This is a genomic window from Streptomyces sp. NPDC007205, from assembly GCF_040634095.1.
Lineage (GTDB): Bacteria > Actinomycetota > Actinomycetes > Streptomycetales > Streptomycetaceae > Streptomyces.
Genome location: NZ_JBEYEW010000007.1, coordinates 157,989 through 173,792, shown reverse-complemented (window position 1 = coordinate 173,792; position 15,804 = coordinate 157,989). Strand labels below are relative to the sequence as shown.

The following is a 15,804-nucleotide window of genomic DNA, read 5'->3' as shown; positions in this document are numbered from 1 at the left end:
TTGAAGCGGTCCTGGCCGCGTGCAGCACCGTCCAGTCCAGGTCAGTACGGCTGCTGCGGGCCGGGCAAACGGTCGAACCCATGCGGCGGACTTCCTCTCCTACGACGTCTGTGCCGAGGCCTCAGCACTTCTGTCCGCCACAACAGTGGTCCGGCGCGGCACATTCCCGCCCGTCACCCGAGCGGCGCGAGCCACTGGGCGACGCCCTCGGTGACGATCTCAAGGGCCCGCTCCTGAGTGATCTCCGCGCGCGTGGGAACCGCGAACCCGTGATCGCCGTACGGCACCTCGATCAGCCCGTAGCCGCCCTCGGGGAACTCCGCCGGCTTCCCGAAGGGGTCGTTGCCGCCCTGCACGACCAGCGTGGGCACCCCGGCGCCGAGCAGCTCCTCGGCGCGGGACTTCTCCGGCTTGCCCGGCGGGTGCAGCGGGAAGCTCAGCGCGAGCACGGCGTGCGCACCCAGCTCGGCGGCGGTGCGGCAGGCGACCCGGGCGCCGGCGCTGCGCCCGCCGGAGACCACGGGCAGCCGCATCCCGGCCAGTGCCGGCCAGATGCCGCGCCAGCCGCTGTCCAGGGTCTTCGGCGCGGGGGCGACCTTCTTCCCGGCGACGCGCCAGGGCTGCTCCACCAGGGCCACGGTCACGCCGTGCGCGGGGAGGGTCCGGGCGAGCGCCTGCAGGTCGCGGGCTTCGACGCCCCCGCCGGCGCCATGGCTCAGGGCGAGCACCAGCCGGGGGTCCTCCGCCCGGTGCCAGGTGATGCGTGCGGTTCCGGCGTCGGTCTCGACAATCTCGATCACGCTAGAAGAGTGTGCCCTCTTCCGGCGCTTCCAGCTCCTTCAGCAGCTCAGGGCCGTTGTTGCGGACGTTGCTGACGGCCGTGGAGACCGGGTAGGCGCGCATCAGGCCGGGCGGGGGCGGGGCGAGCAGGTCACGCAGGCCGTCGGGGTCGGTGCGGGAGGGGTCGAGCCAGGCGTCCCAGCGGTCCGGCGTGAGCATCAGGGGCATCCGGGGGTGGATGTCGACCAGGGCGTGCGGGCCCTCGGCGGGGGCCACGGCCAGCGGGGTCTTCTCGGCCTCCGTGGTGATCACCGAGCAGGTGACCCACCAGGCCCCCGGGTGGTCGTCGGGCAGCGTCCGGTCGCGCCAGAACTCGTACAGCCCGGCCATCGCGAACACCGAGCCGTCGGCCGGCAGCACGAAGTACGGCTGCTTGCGCGGCCGCTTCTTCTTGCCCTCGACCTCCAGCTCGCGCTCCTGCGTGCCGGTGACCCACTCGTAGTAGCCGTCGGCGGGGATGATGCAGCGCCGGGCGGCGAAGGCACGGCGGTAGGCGGGCTTCTCGTGCACGGTCTCGGCCCGCGCGTTGATCATCCGGGCGCCGCCCTCGGGCGTCTTGGCCCAGGACGGCACCAGTCCCCACTTCAGCTTGCGCAGCTGGCGAACCGGACGCGGGGAGTCCGCGTCTTTCAGGGGACGGTCGAGGACGGCGTAGACCTCCTTGGTGGGGGCCACGTTGTAGTCCGGCTCCAGGGTCTCCTCGGGCTCCCACTTGTCGATCTCAAAGATTCCTGCGAGATCCTCGGGCCTACGACTCGATGCATACCGTCCGCACATACGTGCCACACTGCCAGACTCCGCACCACTACAGGGAGCCACTCGGACACATGGACAGCCTCGCCGCCACCGCGCTGCCCGACATCTGGGACCGGCTCACCGGCACCCAGCCCGATCCCGACCTCTGGGTGGTGCTCGCCACCCTGGGCGCCGCGCTCGCCGTCGTCGTCCCGCACACCCTGTGGCGGATATCCCGCAACGCGATCACCATCGCGCACGAGGGCGGCCACGGCCTGATCGCGCTGCTCACCGGCCGGCAGCTCACCGGCATCCGGCTGCACTCCGACACCAGCGGCCTCACGGTCAGCCGGGGCAAGCCGTACGGACTGGGCATGATCCTCACGGCCGCCGCCGGATACACGGCGCCCTCGCTGCTCGGCCTCGGGGGCGCCGCCCTGCTGGCCGCGGGGCGCATCACGCTGCTGCTGTGGGCGGCGACGGCGCTGCTGGTGGCGATGCTGGTGATGATCCGCAACGCGTACGGCGTCCTGACCGTGGTGCTGGCCGGGGGCGCCTTCCTGCTGGTGTCCTGGCTGGCGGGGCCCCAGGTGCAGGCGGCGTTCGCGTACGCGGTGGTGTGGTTCCTGCTGTTCGGCGGGGTACGGCCGCCCTTCGAGCTGCAGATGAAGCGGTCACGCCGGAGGGGCCGCGAAGCGTCGTTCGAGGGTGGTGCCGGGAGCCGGGCGGGCGGGGCGGGGGACTCGGACGCGGACCAGCTGTCGCGTCTGACGCACGTACCGGCGGGGCTGTGGCTGTTCCTGTTCCACGCCGTGTCGCTGTCCTCGCTGATCGGCGGGGGTCGCTGGCTGCTGGGGGAATGACGACAAGCCCGAAGGGGCGAGTCAGTCGAAACGACCCCGTCGGCCCCTCCTTATAAAGTATTCGCATGACCGTGAACCCCGCACACACCGCCCTCTGGCCCGCCCCGCACGCGAGCGGAGCCGTCGACGCGACGGTCCACGTGCCCGGGTCCAAGTCGGTCACCAACCGCGCGCTGGTGCTGGCCGCCCTCGCCTCCGAGCCCGGCTGGCTGCGCCGGCCGCTGCGCTCCCGCGACACCCTGCTGATGGCCGGTGCCCTCCGGGCCATGGGCGTGGAGATCGAGGAAGGGGTCGGCCCGGACGGCTCCGGCGAGGCCTGGCGGGTGCTGCCGACGGGCCTGCACGGCCCGGCCACGGTCGACGTCGGCAACGCCGGCACGGTGATGCGCTTCCTGCCGCCGGTGGCCGCGCTGGCCGACGGCCCCGTCCGGTTCGACGGCGACCCGCGGTCGTACGAGCGTCCTCTGCACGGCGTGATCGACGCGCTGCGGCAGCTCGGCGCGCGGATCGACGACGACGGCCGGGGCGCGCTGCCGCTGACCGTGCACGGCGGCGGGGCCCTGGACGGCGGCCCGGTGTCGGTCGACGCCTCCTCGTCCTCCCAGTTCGTGAGCGCCCTTCTCCTCTCCGGCCCGCGCTTCAACCAGGGCGTCGAGGTCCGGCACACCGGCGCCTCGCTGCCGTCCCTGCCGCACATCCGGATGACCGTCGACATGCTGCGCGCGGTCGGCGCCCAGGTCGACACCCCGGAGTCGGGCGGCGAGCCGAACGTGTGGCGGGTGACGCCGGGCGCCCTGCTCGGCCGGGACCTGACGATCGAGCCGGACCTGTCCAACGCCCAGCCGTTCCTGGCGGCGGCCCTGGTCACCGGCGGCAAGGTGCTGATCCCGGACTGGCCGGAGCGCACCACCCAGCCCGGTGACCGGCTGCGGGAGATCTTCACCGAGATGGGCGGCTCCTGCGAACTCACCGAGTACGGGCTGGTGTTCACCGGTTCGGGTGCCCTCCACGGCATCGACGTGGACCTGGGCGACGTCGGCGAGCTGACCCCCGGCATCGCGGCGGTGGCGGCCCTCGCGGACTCCCCCTCCACCCTGCGGGGCGTGGCGCATCTGCGGCTGCACGAGACGGACCGGCTGGCCGCACTCACCAAGGAGATCAACGAGCTCGGCGGTGACGTCACCGAGACCGCCGACGGCCTGCACATCCGCCCGCGCAAGCTGCACGGCGGGACCTTCCACACCTACGACGACCACCGCATGGCGACCGCGGGCGCGATCATCGGTCTCGCCGTCGAGGGGGTGCGGATCGAGAACGTGGCGACCACGGCGAAGACCCTTCCGGACTTCCCCGAGCTGTGGACCGGGATGCTCGGGCAGTAGGGACGTACGTCATGCGCCGCTACGGCAAGCACACCGACGAGGACGACATCCGCACCCGTCCCAACCGCAAGGGCAACCGGCCGCGGACGAACATCCGGCCCAAGCACGAGGACGCGGCCGAGGGCCTGGTCCTCACGGTCGACCGCGGCCGGCTGACCTGCCTGGTCGACGACCGGCCCGTGATCGCGATGAAGGCCCGCGAGCTGGGCCGCAAGGCGGCGGTGGTCGGGGACCGGGTGGCCCTGGTCGGCGACCTGTCCGGCACGAGGGACACGCTGGCCCGGATCGTCCGGATCGAGGAACGCACGTCGGTGCTGCGGCGCACGGCCGACGACGACGACCCGTACGAGCGGGTGGTCGTGGCGAACGCGGACCAGCTGGCGATCGTCACGGCCCTGGCCGACCCGGAGCCCCGGCCCCGTCTGATCGACCGCTGTCTCGTCGCGGCCTTCGACGGCGGTCTGGAACCGCTGCTGGTGATGACCAAGTCGGACCTGGCCCCACCGGACAAGATGCTGGAGCTGTACGGCGCGCTCGACATCCCGTACGTCGTCACCAGCCGCGAGGAACTGGAGAACGGGGACGCGGCGGACCGGGTACGCGAGTACCTGGACGGCAGGGTCACCGCGTTCGTGGGTCACTCGGGCGTCGGCAAGACGACCCTCGTCAACGCGCTGGTGCCGCACGAGCGCCGGCGTATCACGGGCCATGTGAACGCGGTGACGGGCCGCGGCCGCCACACCACGACGTCCGCCCTCGCCCTGCCCCTGTCCGATGCGGACGGCTGGGTCATCGACACCCCCGGCGTCCGCTCCTTCGGCCTGGCGCACGTCGACCCCTCGCGCGTGATCCACGCCTTCCCGGACCTCGAACCCGGCACGGAGGGCTGCCCGCGCGCGTGCAGCCACGACGAGCCGGACTGCGCGCTGGACGCCTGGACCGAGGAGGGCCACGCGGATCCGGCGCGGCTGTACTCGCTGCGCCGGCTGCTGTCCACCCGGGAGCGCAGGGAAGGCGACTGACCTCCGCGTTGTTTGGCCGGGTGGGAGGCCGGTAAGTGCATAATCGCACCGAGCCGGAGATCCGGATCAACGGGAGGACAGCACATGGCGTGGCTGCTGGTCATGGTGGCCGGAGTTCTGGAGACCGGTTTCGCCGTGTGCCTGAAGCTCTCGCACGGCTTCACGCGCCTCTGGCCGACGATCGCCTTCGCCTCCTTCGCCCTCGGCAGCTTCGGCCTGCTGACCCTGTCCCTGAAGAAGCTCGACGTCGGCCCCGCGTACGCGGTGTGGACCGGCATCGGCGCGGCCGGCACCGCGATCTACGGCATGGTCTTCCTGGGCGACCTGGTGTCCACCCTGAAGATCGTCTCGATCAGCCTGGTCATCATCGGCGTGATCGGGCTGCAGTTGTCGGGCTCGGCACACTAGACAGGGCCCAAGCCCTGTAGCGGGCAGTCGTGCCGCGTCCGGAACCGGCAGCCGTCGTAGCGGCGGGCCGGGCTCGGTGGATCGCCGGGCCGGACTCCGGGTGGACTGCGCAGGAAACCGGGCAGCCCGGCGTCCCCGGCGTCCGGAACCGCCCGCGATCACACCGTCTGGTGCGGGACCACCGCTCGGACCAGTTCCGCCACGCCGCCCTCGCCCGGTGGGGCCGCGACGCAGGACAGGGCGAGACGTACGACCAGTTCGCAGGGGCGGGCCAGTTCGGCGGTGTCGGCGGGGGTGGCGGTGGGGCCCGCCAGAGCGCTGACCGCTCGGTCCCGCACGATCCGTACGAGGTCACGGGGCGTCGGCAGCGGCCCGTCCGCGCGGCGCTGGGCCGGCACCGAGGAGGAGGACGGCACGGCGGCGAGCGGCAGGGCGGGCAGCCGTTCGCTCCAGCAGCCGGTGAGCATGGCCCGGATCAGCGCGTTCTCCCGCGCGGCGGCGCTCGTCCACTCGACCACGGCGGTGAGCCGCTCCCTCGGCTCGCCCGGCCCGGCGAGGGCGCGCTCCACTCCGGCGAGATACCCGTCGGCCTCCCGCCGCACCAGCGCCCGCGCCAGCCCGTCCTTGCTGCCGAACTCGTTGTACAGGGTCTGCCGGGACACCCCGGCCGCCGCGGCCACGTCGACCATCCGCACCATGGACCACGGCCGGCGCGCGAGGGCCGTACAGGCGGCGTCCAGCAGAGACTCGCGGGCAGCAGGCATCCTCGCCTCCCTGACACAGAGCGGCTCTGCGCCCAGATTTGACGCTCTTGTATGCACTGTCAAGGGTTCGCGGGGGTTCGGGGGCGCACTTCCGCCAGGCGAGGTGGGGGCACCCCGACACCCCCCGCCCTGCTGGCCCCGCAGCAGCAGCTGCAGATACCGTTCCTCACATGCCGGACTACCTCGACGACCTGCGCCTCGCCCACGTCCTCGCGGACGCCGCGGACGCCGCCACCATGGCCCGCTTCAAGGCCCTCGACCTGAAGGTGGAGACGAAGCCGGACATGACGCCGGTCAGCGAAGCGGACAAGGCCGCGGAAGAGCTCATCCGCGGCCAGCTCCAGCGCGCCCGCCCCAGGGACGCCATCCTCGGCGAGGAGTACGGCATCGAGGGCACCGGCCCCCGCCGCTGGGTGATCGACCCCATCGACGGCACCAAGAACTACGTCCGCGGCGTCCCCGTCTGGGCGACCCTCATCGCCCTGATGGAAGCAGGCGAGGACGGCTACCAGCCCGTCGTCGGCGTCGTCTCCGCCCCCGCGCTGAGCCGCCGCTGGTGGGCCGCGAGGGGCTACGGCGCCTTCACCGGCCGCAGCCTGACCTCCGCGACCCGCATCCACGTCTCCGGTGTCGGCAAGCTCGCGGACGCGTCCTTCGCCTACTCCTCACTCTCCGGCTGGGAGGAGCGGGGCCACCTGGACGGCTTCCTGGACCTGACCCGCGAGGTGTGGCGCACGCGCGCGTACGGCGACTTCTGGCCCTACATGATGGTCGCCGAGGGGTCCGTGGACATGTGCGCCGAGCCGGAGCTGTCGCTCTGGGACATGGCCGCCACCGCGATCGTCGTCACCGAGGCCGGCGGCACCTTCACCGGCCTCGACGGCCGCCCGGGCCCGCACAGCGGCAACGCGGCCGCGTCCAACGGCCTGCTGCACGACGAGTTGCTGGGGTATCTCAACCAGCGCCAGTGAGACGCAGGAGAAGCCCGCGCACGCCCCCCAACTGGCGTCGCGCGCCCTCTTGTTGACCCGCCCTTCACCTGTCACTCTGATCCCACCCCCACTTGTGAAATTGTGAATCCCCGCCCGGGCGCGGGGATTCGTAGGAGGTGGCCCCTTCCATGCTCGTCCGAGACGCCATGAGCACGGTGATCCTCACCGTCGGCCCCGCCCACACCCTCCGCCAGGCAGCCGCCCTGATGTCCGCCCGCCGGGTCGGCGCCGCCGTGGTCCTCGACCCGGACGCCGGCGGCATCGGCATCCTCACCGAACGCGACATCCTGAACTCCGTCGGCCTCGGCCAGAACCCGGACACGGAACGCACCCACGCCCACACCACCACCGACGTCGTCTTCGCGGCCCCCGCCTGGACCCTGGAGGACGCCGCTCGCGCCATGGCCCACGGTGGCTTCCGGCACCTGGTCGTCCTCGACCGCGGCGAGGTCGCCGGCATCGTCTCGGTCCGCGACATCATCCGCTGCTGGGCCCCGGCCCGGGAGCACGCACCGGCCCTCTGAGCGCCCGGTCCTCCGCGCACACGGAACGGACCGGACCCCGAGCACCGTGGGGTCCGGCCCGCCTGGGAGCACCACCCAGGTCCTTGAGCACCGGGGCAAGCACAGGGCGCGCCGCCGGCTCAACCGCGCAGGACTCAACCGCGCAGGACTCAGCCGAGCAGGACTCAGCCGAGCAGCGCCTGCACCGCCGCCTCCAGCCGCTTGCCGAAGCCGGCGTCGGCGTTGCGGAAGTTGCCGATCGCCCGCTCGACGATGTCCTCGCGCGAGACCTTGGCGATGAAGCCCGCCAGGTTCGCGATCAGCCGCTCCTTCTCCTCCTCCGACATCAGCCGGTAGAGGTTGCCCGCCTGCACGAAGTCGTCGTCCTCGGCGTGCACCGGCGTCGGGTGGTTGGCCGTGGGGCCGTCGACGGAGGTGGACAGCCACAGCGGCCGGCCGGTCTGCTGCGGCCCGCCGAAGCTGTTCGGCTCGTAGTTCTTCGCCCCGCCGTGCCGGCCGTCGTACAGGAAGCCGTCACGGGAGTTCGTACGCGCCTCGGTGGCGTGCGGACGGTTCACCGGCAGGTGGTCGGCGTTGATGCCGACGCGGTAGCGGTGCGCGTCGCCGTAGGCGAACAGACGCCCCTGCAGCATCTTGTCGGGCGAGGGGCCGATGCCCGGCACGAAGTGGGCGGGGCTGAAGATCGACTGCTCGACCTCGGCGAAGACGTTCCGGGGGTTGCGGTTCAGCTCCAGCCTGCCGATCTCGATGACGGGGTAGTCCGCGTGCGGCCACACCTTGGTCAGGTCGAACGGGTTGAAGCGGTACGTCGCCGCGTCCGCCGCCGGCATGATCTGCACACCCACGGTCCAGCTCGGGAACTCGCCGCGCTCGATCGCCTCGCGCAGGTCTCGCTGGTGCGAGTCGGGGTCCTTGCCCGCGAGGACCTCGGCCTCCCGGGCGGTGAGGTTCTTGATCCCCTGGTCGGTCTTGAAGTGGTACTTGACCCAGAAGACCTCGCCGGACTCGTTGTTCCACTGGAAGGTGTGCGAGCCGAAGCCGTCCATGTGCCGGTACGACGCCGGGATGCCACGGTCGCCGAACAGCCAGGTCACCTGGTGGGTCGACTCCGGCGACAGCGACCAGAAGTCCCACACGTTGTCGGCTTCGGTGGAGCCGGTGTACGGGTCGCGCTTCTGGGTGTGGATGAAGTCGGGGAACTTGATCGCGTCCCGGATGAAGAACACCGGGGTGTTGTTGCCGACGAGGTCGTAGTTGCCCTCCTCGGTGTAGAACTTCACCGCGAAGCCCCGCGGGTCGCGGACGGCGTCCGCCGCGCCGAGGTTGCCGGCCACCGTGGAGAAGCGCAGGAAGACCTCGGTCTCCTTACCGATCCCGGAGAGGAAGGCGGCGCGGGTGTACGGCGTGACGTCGGCGGTCACCGTGAAGGTGCCGTACGCGCCCGCGCCGCGCGCATGCACGACCCGCTCGGGGATGCGCTCCCGGTTGAAGTGGGCCAGCTTCTCCAGCAGCAGCTGGTCCTGGACGAGGACCGGCCCGCCGACGCCCGCCGTCTCGCTGTTCTGGTTGTCGGCCACCGGAGCACCGGCCTCCGTGGTGAGCGGTCCCTGCGTCACGTGCGCCTCCTGCGTCATTGCTGACTAGTCCTGTCCCAGTCCTGTCCTGTGGCCAAAGCCGTTCTGGATCCTACATTGGACTAGTTCTAAGTCAAGCAGCGTTCCAAAGTCACACCTATTCCCGTCCTGGTACGTATTCCTGTTAGGCTGGTGGCCATGAGCGACCTTCTGGAACGGCTGCGTGGACGCGGATGGCGGATGACCGCGCAGCGGCGCGTCGTGGCCGAGGTCCTCGACGGCGAGCATGTGCACCTGACAGCCGACGAGGTCCACGCGCGGGCTGTCGCGAAGCTGCCCGAGATCTCCCGGGCGACCGTCTACAACACGCTGGGCGAGCTGGTCTCGCTCGGCGAGGTGCTGGAAGTCACGACGGACAAACGGGCCAAGCGCTACGACCCGAACGCACACCAGCCGCACCATCACCTGGTCTGCGCACGCTGCGGCGCGATCCGCGACGTCCGTCCGACGGGCAACCCGCTCGCCGATCTCCCCGACACGGAGCGCTTCGGCTTCACGGTGTCGGACGTCGAGCTGACGTACCGGGGGCTGTGCCCGGACTGCGCGAGGGCGTGACGCACCCTTCCCCTGAAGCCCCGGCACCCGCCGGGGCTTCTTCATGCATCCGCACAACGGCTGAGGGCCGGAACCCATCTCTGGATTCCGGCCCTCGGCCTTCAGTAGCGGGGACAGGATTTGAACCTGCGACCTCTGGGTTATGAGCCCAGCGAGCTACCGAGCTGCTCCACCCCGCGTCGGTGAACACGACATTACGTGAGGGAGGACGACGGAAGCAAATCAGTTCCCCGGGACGTGGCCTGGCTCACGCGTTCACGCTGAAAGTTCCTCCCGCAGCGCGTCCCGCAACCGCCCCGCCCGCTCCGCAACCTCCGCCGGCCCCAGCGCGACCGCCCGGTCCGCCCACTTCTGCCCTTCCGCCAGCTCCCCCCGACGCGCGTAGACAAGGGCCAGCCGAAGAGCCGCCCGGCCGTGGCCCGCATCGGCCGCCCGCGTCCACCACACCGCCGCCTCCGGCTCACTCCCCTCCCGCGCCAGCAGCAGCCCCAGATTGAAGGCGCCGTTGCGCGATCCGGCCTCCGCCGCCGCCCGGTACCACCGCGCCGCCTCGACCACGTCCCCCCGCGCCGCCGCGAGCATGCCGACCCGCACCTGCGCCCGCCGGTGTCCCTGGGTCGCCGCCCGCTCGTACCACTCCTCGCACTCGGTCTTCTCATGCACGATCTCGCCCAGCTCGTGCGCAGGCTCCGGCGGCCGGCGCGCGTCGAGCAGCGTGGCCAGCCGGTACGCCGCCTCCGCGCTGCCCGCGCCCGCCGCGCAGCGCAGATGCCGTTCGGCCTCCGGCTCGTCGCCCTCGCGCAGCCGGGCGATCCCGACCTGGAGCGCGGCCTCGGTGTGCCCGGCGGCGGCCGCCCGCTCGTACCAGCGCAGCGCCATCTCCTCCTGACCGCGCCCGGCGTAGAGGATCCCGAGGTTGAACGCGGCGTCCACGCTCCCGGCCTCGGCGGCCTTGGAGAACCACGGCTCGGCGCCGGTGGTGTCGCCGCCCTGGAGCAGCAGGATGGCGAGCGCGTTGGCGGCCTCCCGGTGCCCGGCGTAGGCGGCCCGCCGGTACCACTGCTCGGCCTGGGCGGTCCGCCCCTGCTCGGCGCAGAGCAGCCCGAGGTTGTACGCCCCGTTGTCGTCACCGGCGTCCAGCGCCGCCCGGTACCAGCGCTCGGCGGTCTGGGTCTCGCCGCGCTCGGCGTGCAGCGCGCCGAGCGCGTTGGCCGCGTTGCCGTCGCCCTCCTGGGCGGCGCGCAGCCACCACACGGCCGCGCTCTCGGTGTCCCCGGCGTCGCGCAGCAGGAAGCCGAGCGCGCAGGCGGCCCGCGGCTCGCCGTCCTTGGCGGAGGTCAGGTACCAGCGCCCGGCCTCCTTCAGTTCCCCGCGCTTCTCCAGGATCGCGCCGAGGTGCAGCGCGGCGCGCCGGTGCCCGCGGGCGGCGGCCTGCCGGTACCACTGTTCGGCCTCCGCGACAGCGTTGTCACCCCCGCTCTCGTCCTCGCGCCCGGCTCTGCGGTCGAGCGTGCGGGCGAGCCGGTAGGCGGCCTCCCGGTGGCCGCGCTCGGCCGCGGCCCGCATCCAGGGCTCGGCGCCGGCGTCCCCGCGGTGCTCCAGCAGGTCGGCGAGCGCGTAGGCACCGAGGACATGGCCCTGTTCGGCGGACTGGCGCAGCCAGTACTCGGCGGCGGGCTCGTCCCCGCGCTCACGGTGATGGCGGCCCAGCGCGTGCGCGGCGGCGGCGGAGCCGGCGACGGCGGCGACGCGCCACCAGCCGGCGGCCTCCTCGGGGTAGCCACGCTGATGCAGCAGGACACCGAGGTTGTTGGCGGCGGCCCGGTCGCCGGCCGCGGTGGCGGCCCGCAGATGGGATTCGGCTCCGTCGAGGTCGCCACGGCGCAGCAGCATGGCTCCGAGGACGCTCGCCGCCTCGGCGTCGCCGCTCTGCGCGGCCAGCCCGAGACGTACCTCTTCCGCGGCGTCCCCCATGTCGCTCAACTCGTCCCGGGACGGCTCTTCACCGGAAGACTGCACAAATCGCCCTGACTCGAACAGAGTTCCCTTGTCCCCCATAACGTCCATCGTCGCACCACCTGCAACCTGGGTACACCCGGTATACCGCAGCCCGTGAGGTCACTTCAGCGTTTTGTCGACATGCCCACAGGGAGACAAGTCAAACACACACCGCTCAACTCCCCACGGCGGCGCGGCCGTCCCTCCCCTCAGTACATGAGTTCGCACACCACGAAGGCCCGGATCCCTTGGGATCCGGGCCTTCGACTGCAGTAGCGGGGACAGGATTTGAACCTGCGACCTCTGGGTTATGAGCCCAGCGAGCTACCGAGCTGCTCCACCCCGCGCCGTTGCCCGGTAACCGTACCACGGCGCGGAGGGGTCTTGATCAACTCTTCTTCCCGCTCCCGTTCTTTCCGCTGCCGTTCTTGTCACCACTGTTCTTGTCACCGCCGGACTGGCCGGCCCTGGCCTCCGCGTCCTGCGCCCGCTTCAGCGCGTCCTTCAGCTCCTTCTGGGCCTTGTCGTACGCGGTCCAGTCCGGCCCGTCCCGCAGGGCCTTCTGTCCGGCGTCGTAGGCCTTCTGCGCGTCGTCCAGGGCCTGCTGGACGGTCGGGCTGGTGGGCGTGGGCGGAGTGGTGGTGCCGGTGTCCGGCGGGGTGGTGGTCGCCCCCTGCGTACCGAAGACCTTGTCGAGGGCCTCGCCGAGGGTGTTCTCGAACGCGGTCCTGCCCTCGTAGGTGACCAGCACCTTGCGCAGCAGCGGGTACTTCAGTCCGCCGCCGCGTACGTACACCGGCTCCACGTAGAGCAGTCCTCCGTCCAGCGGCACGGTCAGCAGGTTGCCGTACTCGACCTCCGAGTCGCCGCCCTTGAGGAGCTTGATCGCGGCGGCGATGTCCTGTTCGGAGTTGAACTGGCTCTGCACCTGTCTGGGCCCGTCGACCGTCGTGCTGGTCGGCAGTTTCAGGATTCTGATCTTGCCGTAGTCGCTGCTGCCGGCCTCGGCGTCGACCGACATGAAGGCGCTCAGGTTGTACCGCCCGTTGGGGGTGAACGTCGTCGACAGCGAGAACGCCTGGTTGCTCTGGTCCGGCATCTTCATGCTCAGGTAGTACGGCGGCACCGCGTTGCCCGACTTGTTCGTCGGGTCGTCCGGCACCTGCCACACCTCACTGCCGGTGAGGAACGTCTGCGCGTCGGTCACGTGGTAGCGGGTGAGCAGCTCGCGCTGGACCTTGAACAGGTCCTGCGGATAGCGCAGATGGGCCGTCAGCTCCCGGGAGATGGCCTTGCGCGGCTGGACCGTGCCGGGGAAGGCTTTCATCCAGGTCTTCAGCACCGGGTCCTTGGTGTCCCACTGGTAGAGCTTGACCTCGCCGGTGTACGCGTCGACGGTCGCCTTCACCGAGTTGCGGATGTAGTTGACCTGGTTCTGCTGGGCCACCACGGCACGGTTGTTGTTGGCGGCGGTCAGCGAGTCGGCGGTCGTGTCCCCGAGGGTCGTGCGGGAGGAGTACGGGTAGCCGTTCGACGTCGTGTAGGCGTCCACGATCCACTGGATACGGCCCTTGACGACCGCCGGGTAGGCGTCGCCGTCGATGGTCAGCCAGGGGGCGACCGCCTCGACGCGCTCCTTGGGCGTGCGGTTGTACAGGATCCGCGAGCCCTTGCCGATCGCGCCCGAGTAGAGGATCTGCGGCTCGTTGAACGCCACCGCGTACGCGGCCCGGTTGATGGGGTTGTCGAGGTTGACCCCGCTCTTGCCCGCGTAGCTGGTGGTCTTCTCACCGCTGTCGTCGGAGTAGTCGATCTCCTTCTGGGGACCGCCGACGATGGAGTAGGTGGTGGTCTTCTCGCCGTAGTAGATCCGCTGCTGGTACGTGGGCAGGTCGCCCCGGGACGGCAGGTCGTACTCGGTGAAGACCGGCTGGCCCTGGGAGTCGGCCTCGGTGCCCTTGGCGGCGACCACGCCGTAGCCGTGCGTGTAGCGGAAGTGGTCGTTGATCCAGTTGTTCTTCGGGACGCCGTCCAGGTTCAGTTCGCGCAGACCGATGACCGTGTCCTGGTCCTTGCCGTCCTTGGTGGTGCTGTACCGGTCGACGTCCAGGTTGGTCGGGAACCCGTAGTAGTTCTTCATCTGCTGCAGCTGCTGGAACGTCGGCGAGACGATGTTCGGGTCCATGATGCGGATGCTCGCCGCGGCGTCGGCGTCACCCCGCAGCCTGGCCTTGTCCGAGGCCGTGGCCTGGTCCGAGGTCGCGGACTTGCCCGCGTACTCGGAGACCTTGGTGTCGTCGATGCCGTACGCCTCGCGGGTCGCCTCGAGGTTCTTCTGGACGTACGGGGCTTCCTTGGCCTGTTCGTTGGGCTGGACCTGGAACTTCTGCACGATCGCCGGATACAGGCCGCCGATCAGGATCGCCGAGAGGACCATCAGGCCGAAGCCGATCACCGGCAGCTGCCAGGTGCGCCGCCACAGCGTGGCGAAGAAGAGCAGCGCGCAGATCACGGCGATGCAGAACAGGATCGTCTTCGCCGGCAGATAGGCGTTGGCGTCGACGTAGCGCAGACCGGTCCAGTCGCCGGTGGCCTTGAAGTCGCTGGACTTGACGGCCAGGCCGTACCGGTCGAGCCAGTAGGCGACCGCCTTCAGGGCGACGAAGATGCCGAGCAGCACCGACAGATGTCCGGTCGCGGCGGCCGTGGCGCGTGCGCCGGGGCTGGTGACGCGCAGTCCGCCGTACAGGTAGTGCGTGAGCGCGGCGGCGATCAGGCACAGGACGGCGGCGGCGAAGCCGAAGCCGAGCAGAAAGCGGTACCAGGGCAGGTCGAAGGCGTAGAAGGAGACGTCGAGGTGGAACTGCGGGTCCTTCTGGTGGAAGGGCACGCCGTTGACCCACATCAGCCAGGTCCGCCACTGGCCGGCCGCGGAGGCGCCGGCGATCAGCCCGACGAGCGCGGTGACGGCGAGCAGCAGCCACCTCTTGTACGGCGCGATGCCCATCCGGTAGCGGTCGAGGCTCTGCTGCTCCATGGACATGGCGCTCAGCGGGGGCCGCAGCCGGTGCGCGAGCCAGATGTTGACCCCCACGGCGACCGCCATCAGCAGACCGAAGACGAAGAAGAGACCGATCTTGGTCCACAGCACGGTCGTGAACACGGACGAGTAGTGCACCGACCGGTACCACAGCCAGTCCGTCCAGAAGCCCGCGAACATGGTGAACGCCATGCCGAGGACGGCCAGGACGCCCAGTGTCATGAGCAGGGTCCTGGCCGGCCGGGACGGACGGCCCGCTCTGATCCGCGGCCCTGTCGGGCCTCCGCCGCGGTCCGGCATCTGGAAAGCCAAGGTGTGCACCTCGAAGTTCGCTGTCGATCCGTCAGGCCCTCGTGTTCGCGGGCCCTCGGTTGCCCCCCGTGATCGCGGGCCAACACCTATGCAACTTACTCACGCACTGCTCGGTTCCCGATTCCGGCGGGGAACGAGGCAGGATTGTGACCATGTCCAACACTCCCATGGCAGCGAGCCCGCTCTCCCGGGCCGTACTCGAGATCGACGAGTACGTCTCCGGCCTCGGCTGGAACCAGCCCGCTCGCCTCTTCGCCCTTGTCGACACCGCACGGCTGCGGGCTCAGGAACCCTCGCTCGCGGCCCAGCTCGGCCTTGACGGGGACGAGTCCGAGACCGCCGGTCTCACCCCGATCGAGCAGGACGAGATCCCGTCCGGCAAGCCGCTGGACGAGTTCCTCGGCACCATCGCCTGGCCCGACGCGGTGGTCGGCTGCGCGCTCTCGGTGGAGCGCCTGATGCTGCCGCCGTCCGCCGAGGCGCAGGTCCCGCAGAACCTGAGCGAGGCCAAGCTGGCCAGGTGGGTCGCCGAGCACCCCGAGCGCCAGGAGGTGCGCATGACGGTCGCGGTGCTGCGTGACGGCGGCCGTGAGTCGGCGCTGCGGCTGCGCGAGAAGGACTCCCCGACGGAGGTCCTGACGGGCCCGGACCTGGTCCCCGGCCTGGCGGCGGCCCTGGCGGCGACGTTCGAGGCCTGATCCCGCCCGGTGCGGTACGGCGATGGGGGCGCCCCTG

The 15,804-nt window shown here is 71.1% G+C and carries 14 protein-coding genes and 2 tRNA genes; 8 read left to right on the top strand and 8 right to left on the bottom strand.

Annotation, left to right across the window (positions count from 1 at the left end; genetic code table 11):
- Positions 1-173: 173 nt before the first annotated feature.
- Positions 174-800: an alpha/beta family hydrolase gene (locus tag ABZ624_RS14880; protein ID WP_360087376.1), complete on the bottom strand. Its 627-nt coding sequence runs from the start codon at positions 798-800 to the stop codon at positions 174-176.
- 1 nt (position 801) lies between these two features.
- Entirely contained in the window at positions 802-1,617 is an 816-nt protein-coding gene (locus tag ABZ624_RS14875) for an SOS response-associated peptidase (protein ID WP_360087373.1), read from the bottom strand.
- Positions 1,618-1,667: 50 nt separating this feature from the next.
- Between ABZ624_RS14875 and ABZ624_RS14870 the strand changes: the two genes are divergently transcribed.
- The 4 genes from ABZ624_RS14870 (at position 1,668) to ABZ624_RS14855 (ending at position 5,250) form a co-directional block, all read left to right on the top strand.
- The gene (locus ABZ624_RS14870; protein WP_360087370.1) at positions 1,668-2,438 is read left to right on the top strand and encodes a M50 family metallopeptidase; all 771 of its coding nucleotides are present in this window, start codon (positions 1,668-1,670) and stop codon (positions 2,436-2,438) included.
- A 65-nt stretch (positions 2,439-2,503) separates the two neighbouring features.
- Positions 2,504-3,820 carry a 3-phosphoshikimate 1-carboxyvinyltransferase gene (aroA, locus tag ABZ624_RS14865; protein ID WP_360087367.1) on the top strand — a complete coding sequence of 439 codons (1,317 nt, stop codon included), beginning with the start codon at positions 2,504-2,506 and terminating at the stop codon, positions 3,818-3,820.
- 11 nt (positions 3,821-3,831) lie between these two features.
- Positions 3,832-4,842, top strand: coding sequence for a ribosome small subunit-dependent GTPase A (gene rsgA / locus ABZ624_RS14860; RefSeq protein ID WP_360087364.1), 1,011 nt, complete (start codon positions 3,832-3,834; stop codon positions 4,840-4,842).
- 84 nt (positions 4,843-4,926) lie between these two features.
- Positions 4,927-5,250 carry a multidrug efflux SMR transporter gene (locus ABZ624_RS14855; RefSeq protein ID WP_360087361.1) on the top strand — a complete coding sequence of 108 codons (324 nt, stop codon included), beginning with the start codon at positions 4,927-4,929 and terminating at the stop codon, positions 5,248-5,250.
- Between the two features lie 158 nt (positions 5,251-5,408).
- Here the strand turns inward: ABZ624_RS14855 and ABZ624_RS14850 are convergent, their stop codons facing one another.
- The gene (locus tag ABZ624_RS14850; protein ID WP_360087358.1) at positions 5,409-6,014 is read right to left on the bottom strand and encodes a TetR/AcrR family transcriptional regulator; all 606 of its coding nucleotides are present in this window, start codon (positions 6,012-6,014) and stop codon (positions 5,409-5,411) included.
- Between the two features lie 170 nt (positions 6,015-6,184).
- Here ABZ624_RS14850 and hisN point away from each other — a divergent pair, with 170 nt between their 5' ends.
- A complete protein-coding gene (hisN, locus tag ABZ624_RS14845) occupies positions 6,185-6,985 on the top strand; it encodes a histidinol-phosphatase (protein ID WP_360087355.1) in 801 nt (266 codons plus the stop codon).
- A gap of 149 nt (positions 6,986-7,134) precedes the next feature.
- Entirely contained in the window at positions 7,135-7,530 is a 396-nt protein-coding gene (locus ABZ624_RS14840; RefSeq protein ID WP_360087352.1) for a CBS domain-containing protein, read from the top strand.
- 164 nt (positions 7,531-7,694) lie between these two features.
- Here ABZ624_RS14840 and ABZ624_RS14835 read toward each other — a convergent pair whose 3' ends face one another.
- Positions 7,695-9,146, bottom strand: coding sequence for a catalase (locus tag ABZ624_RS14835; RefSeq protein WP_360087349.1), 1,452 nt, complete (start codon positions 9,144-9,146; stop codon positions 7,695-7,697).
- A gap of 156 nt (positions 9,147-9,302) precedes the next feature.
- Here ABZ624_RS14835 and ABZ624_RS14830 point away from each other — a divergent pair, with 156 nt between their 5' ends.
- The gene (locus tag ABZ624_RS14830; RefSeq protein ID WP_360087346.1) at positions 9,303-9,719 is read left to right on the top strand and encodes a Fur family transcriptional regulator; all 417 of its coding nucleotides are present in this window, start codon (positions 9,303-9,305) and stop codon (positions 9,717-9,719) included.
- Positions 9,720-9,824: 105 nt separating this feature from the next.
- On the opposite strand, the gene ABZ624_RS14825 is transcribed toward ABZ624_RS14830, so the two are convergent.
- From ABZ624_RS14825 to ABZ624_RS14810, 4 genes are all read right to left on the bottom strand, one after another.
- A tRNA-Met gene (locus ABZ624_RS14825) sits at positions 9,825-9,898 on the bottom strand.
- 76 nt (positions 9,899-9,974) lie between these two features.
- Positions 9,975-11,786: a tetratricopeptide repeat protein gene (locus tag ABZ624_RS14820; protein ID WP_360087343.1), complete on the bottom strand. Its 1,812-nt coding sequence runs from the start codon at positions 11,784-11,786 to the stop codon at positions 9,975-9,977.
- Positions 11,787-11,990: 204 nt separating this feature from the next.
- Positions 11,991-12,064, bottom strand: a tRNA-Met gene (locus ABZ624_RS14815).
- A 41-nt stretch (positions 12,065-12,105) separates the two neighbouring features.
- Positions 12,106-15,057, bottom strand: coding sequence for a UPF0182 family protein (locus ABZ624_RS14810; RefSeq protein WP_360087815.1), 2,952 nt, complete (start codon positions 15,055-15,057; stop codon positions 12,106-12,108).
- A 164-nt stretch (positions 15,058-15,221) separates the two neighbouring features.
- Here ABZ624_RS14810 and ABZ624_RS14805 point away from each other — a divergent pair, with 164 nt between their 5' ends.
- Positions 15,222-15,767: a PPA1309 family protein gene (locus tag ABZ624_RS14805; RefSeq protein ID WP_360087340.1), complete on the top strand. Its 546-nt coding sequence runs from the start codon at positions 15,222-15,224 to the stop codon at positions 15,765-15,767.
- The last annotated feature ends 37 nt before the right edge of the window (positions 15,768-15,804 follow it).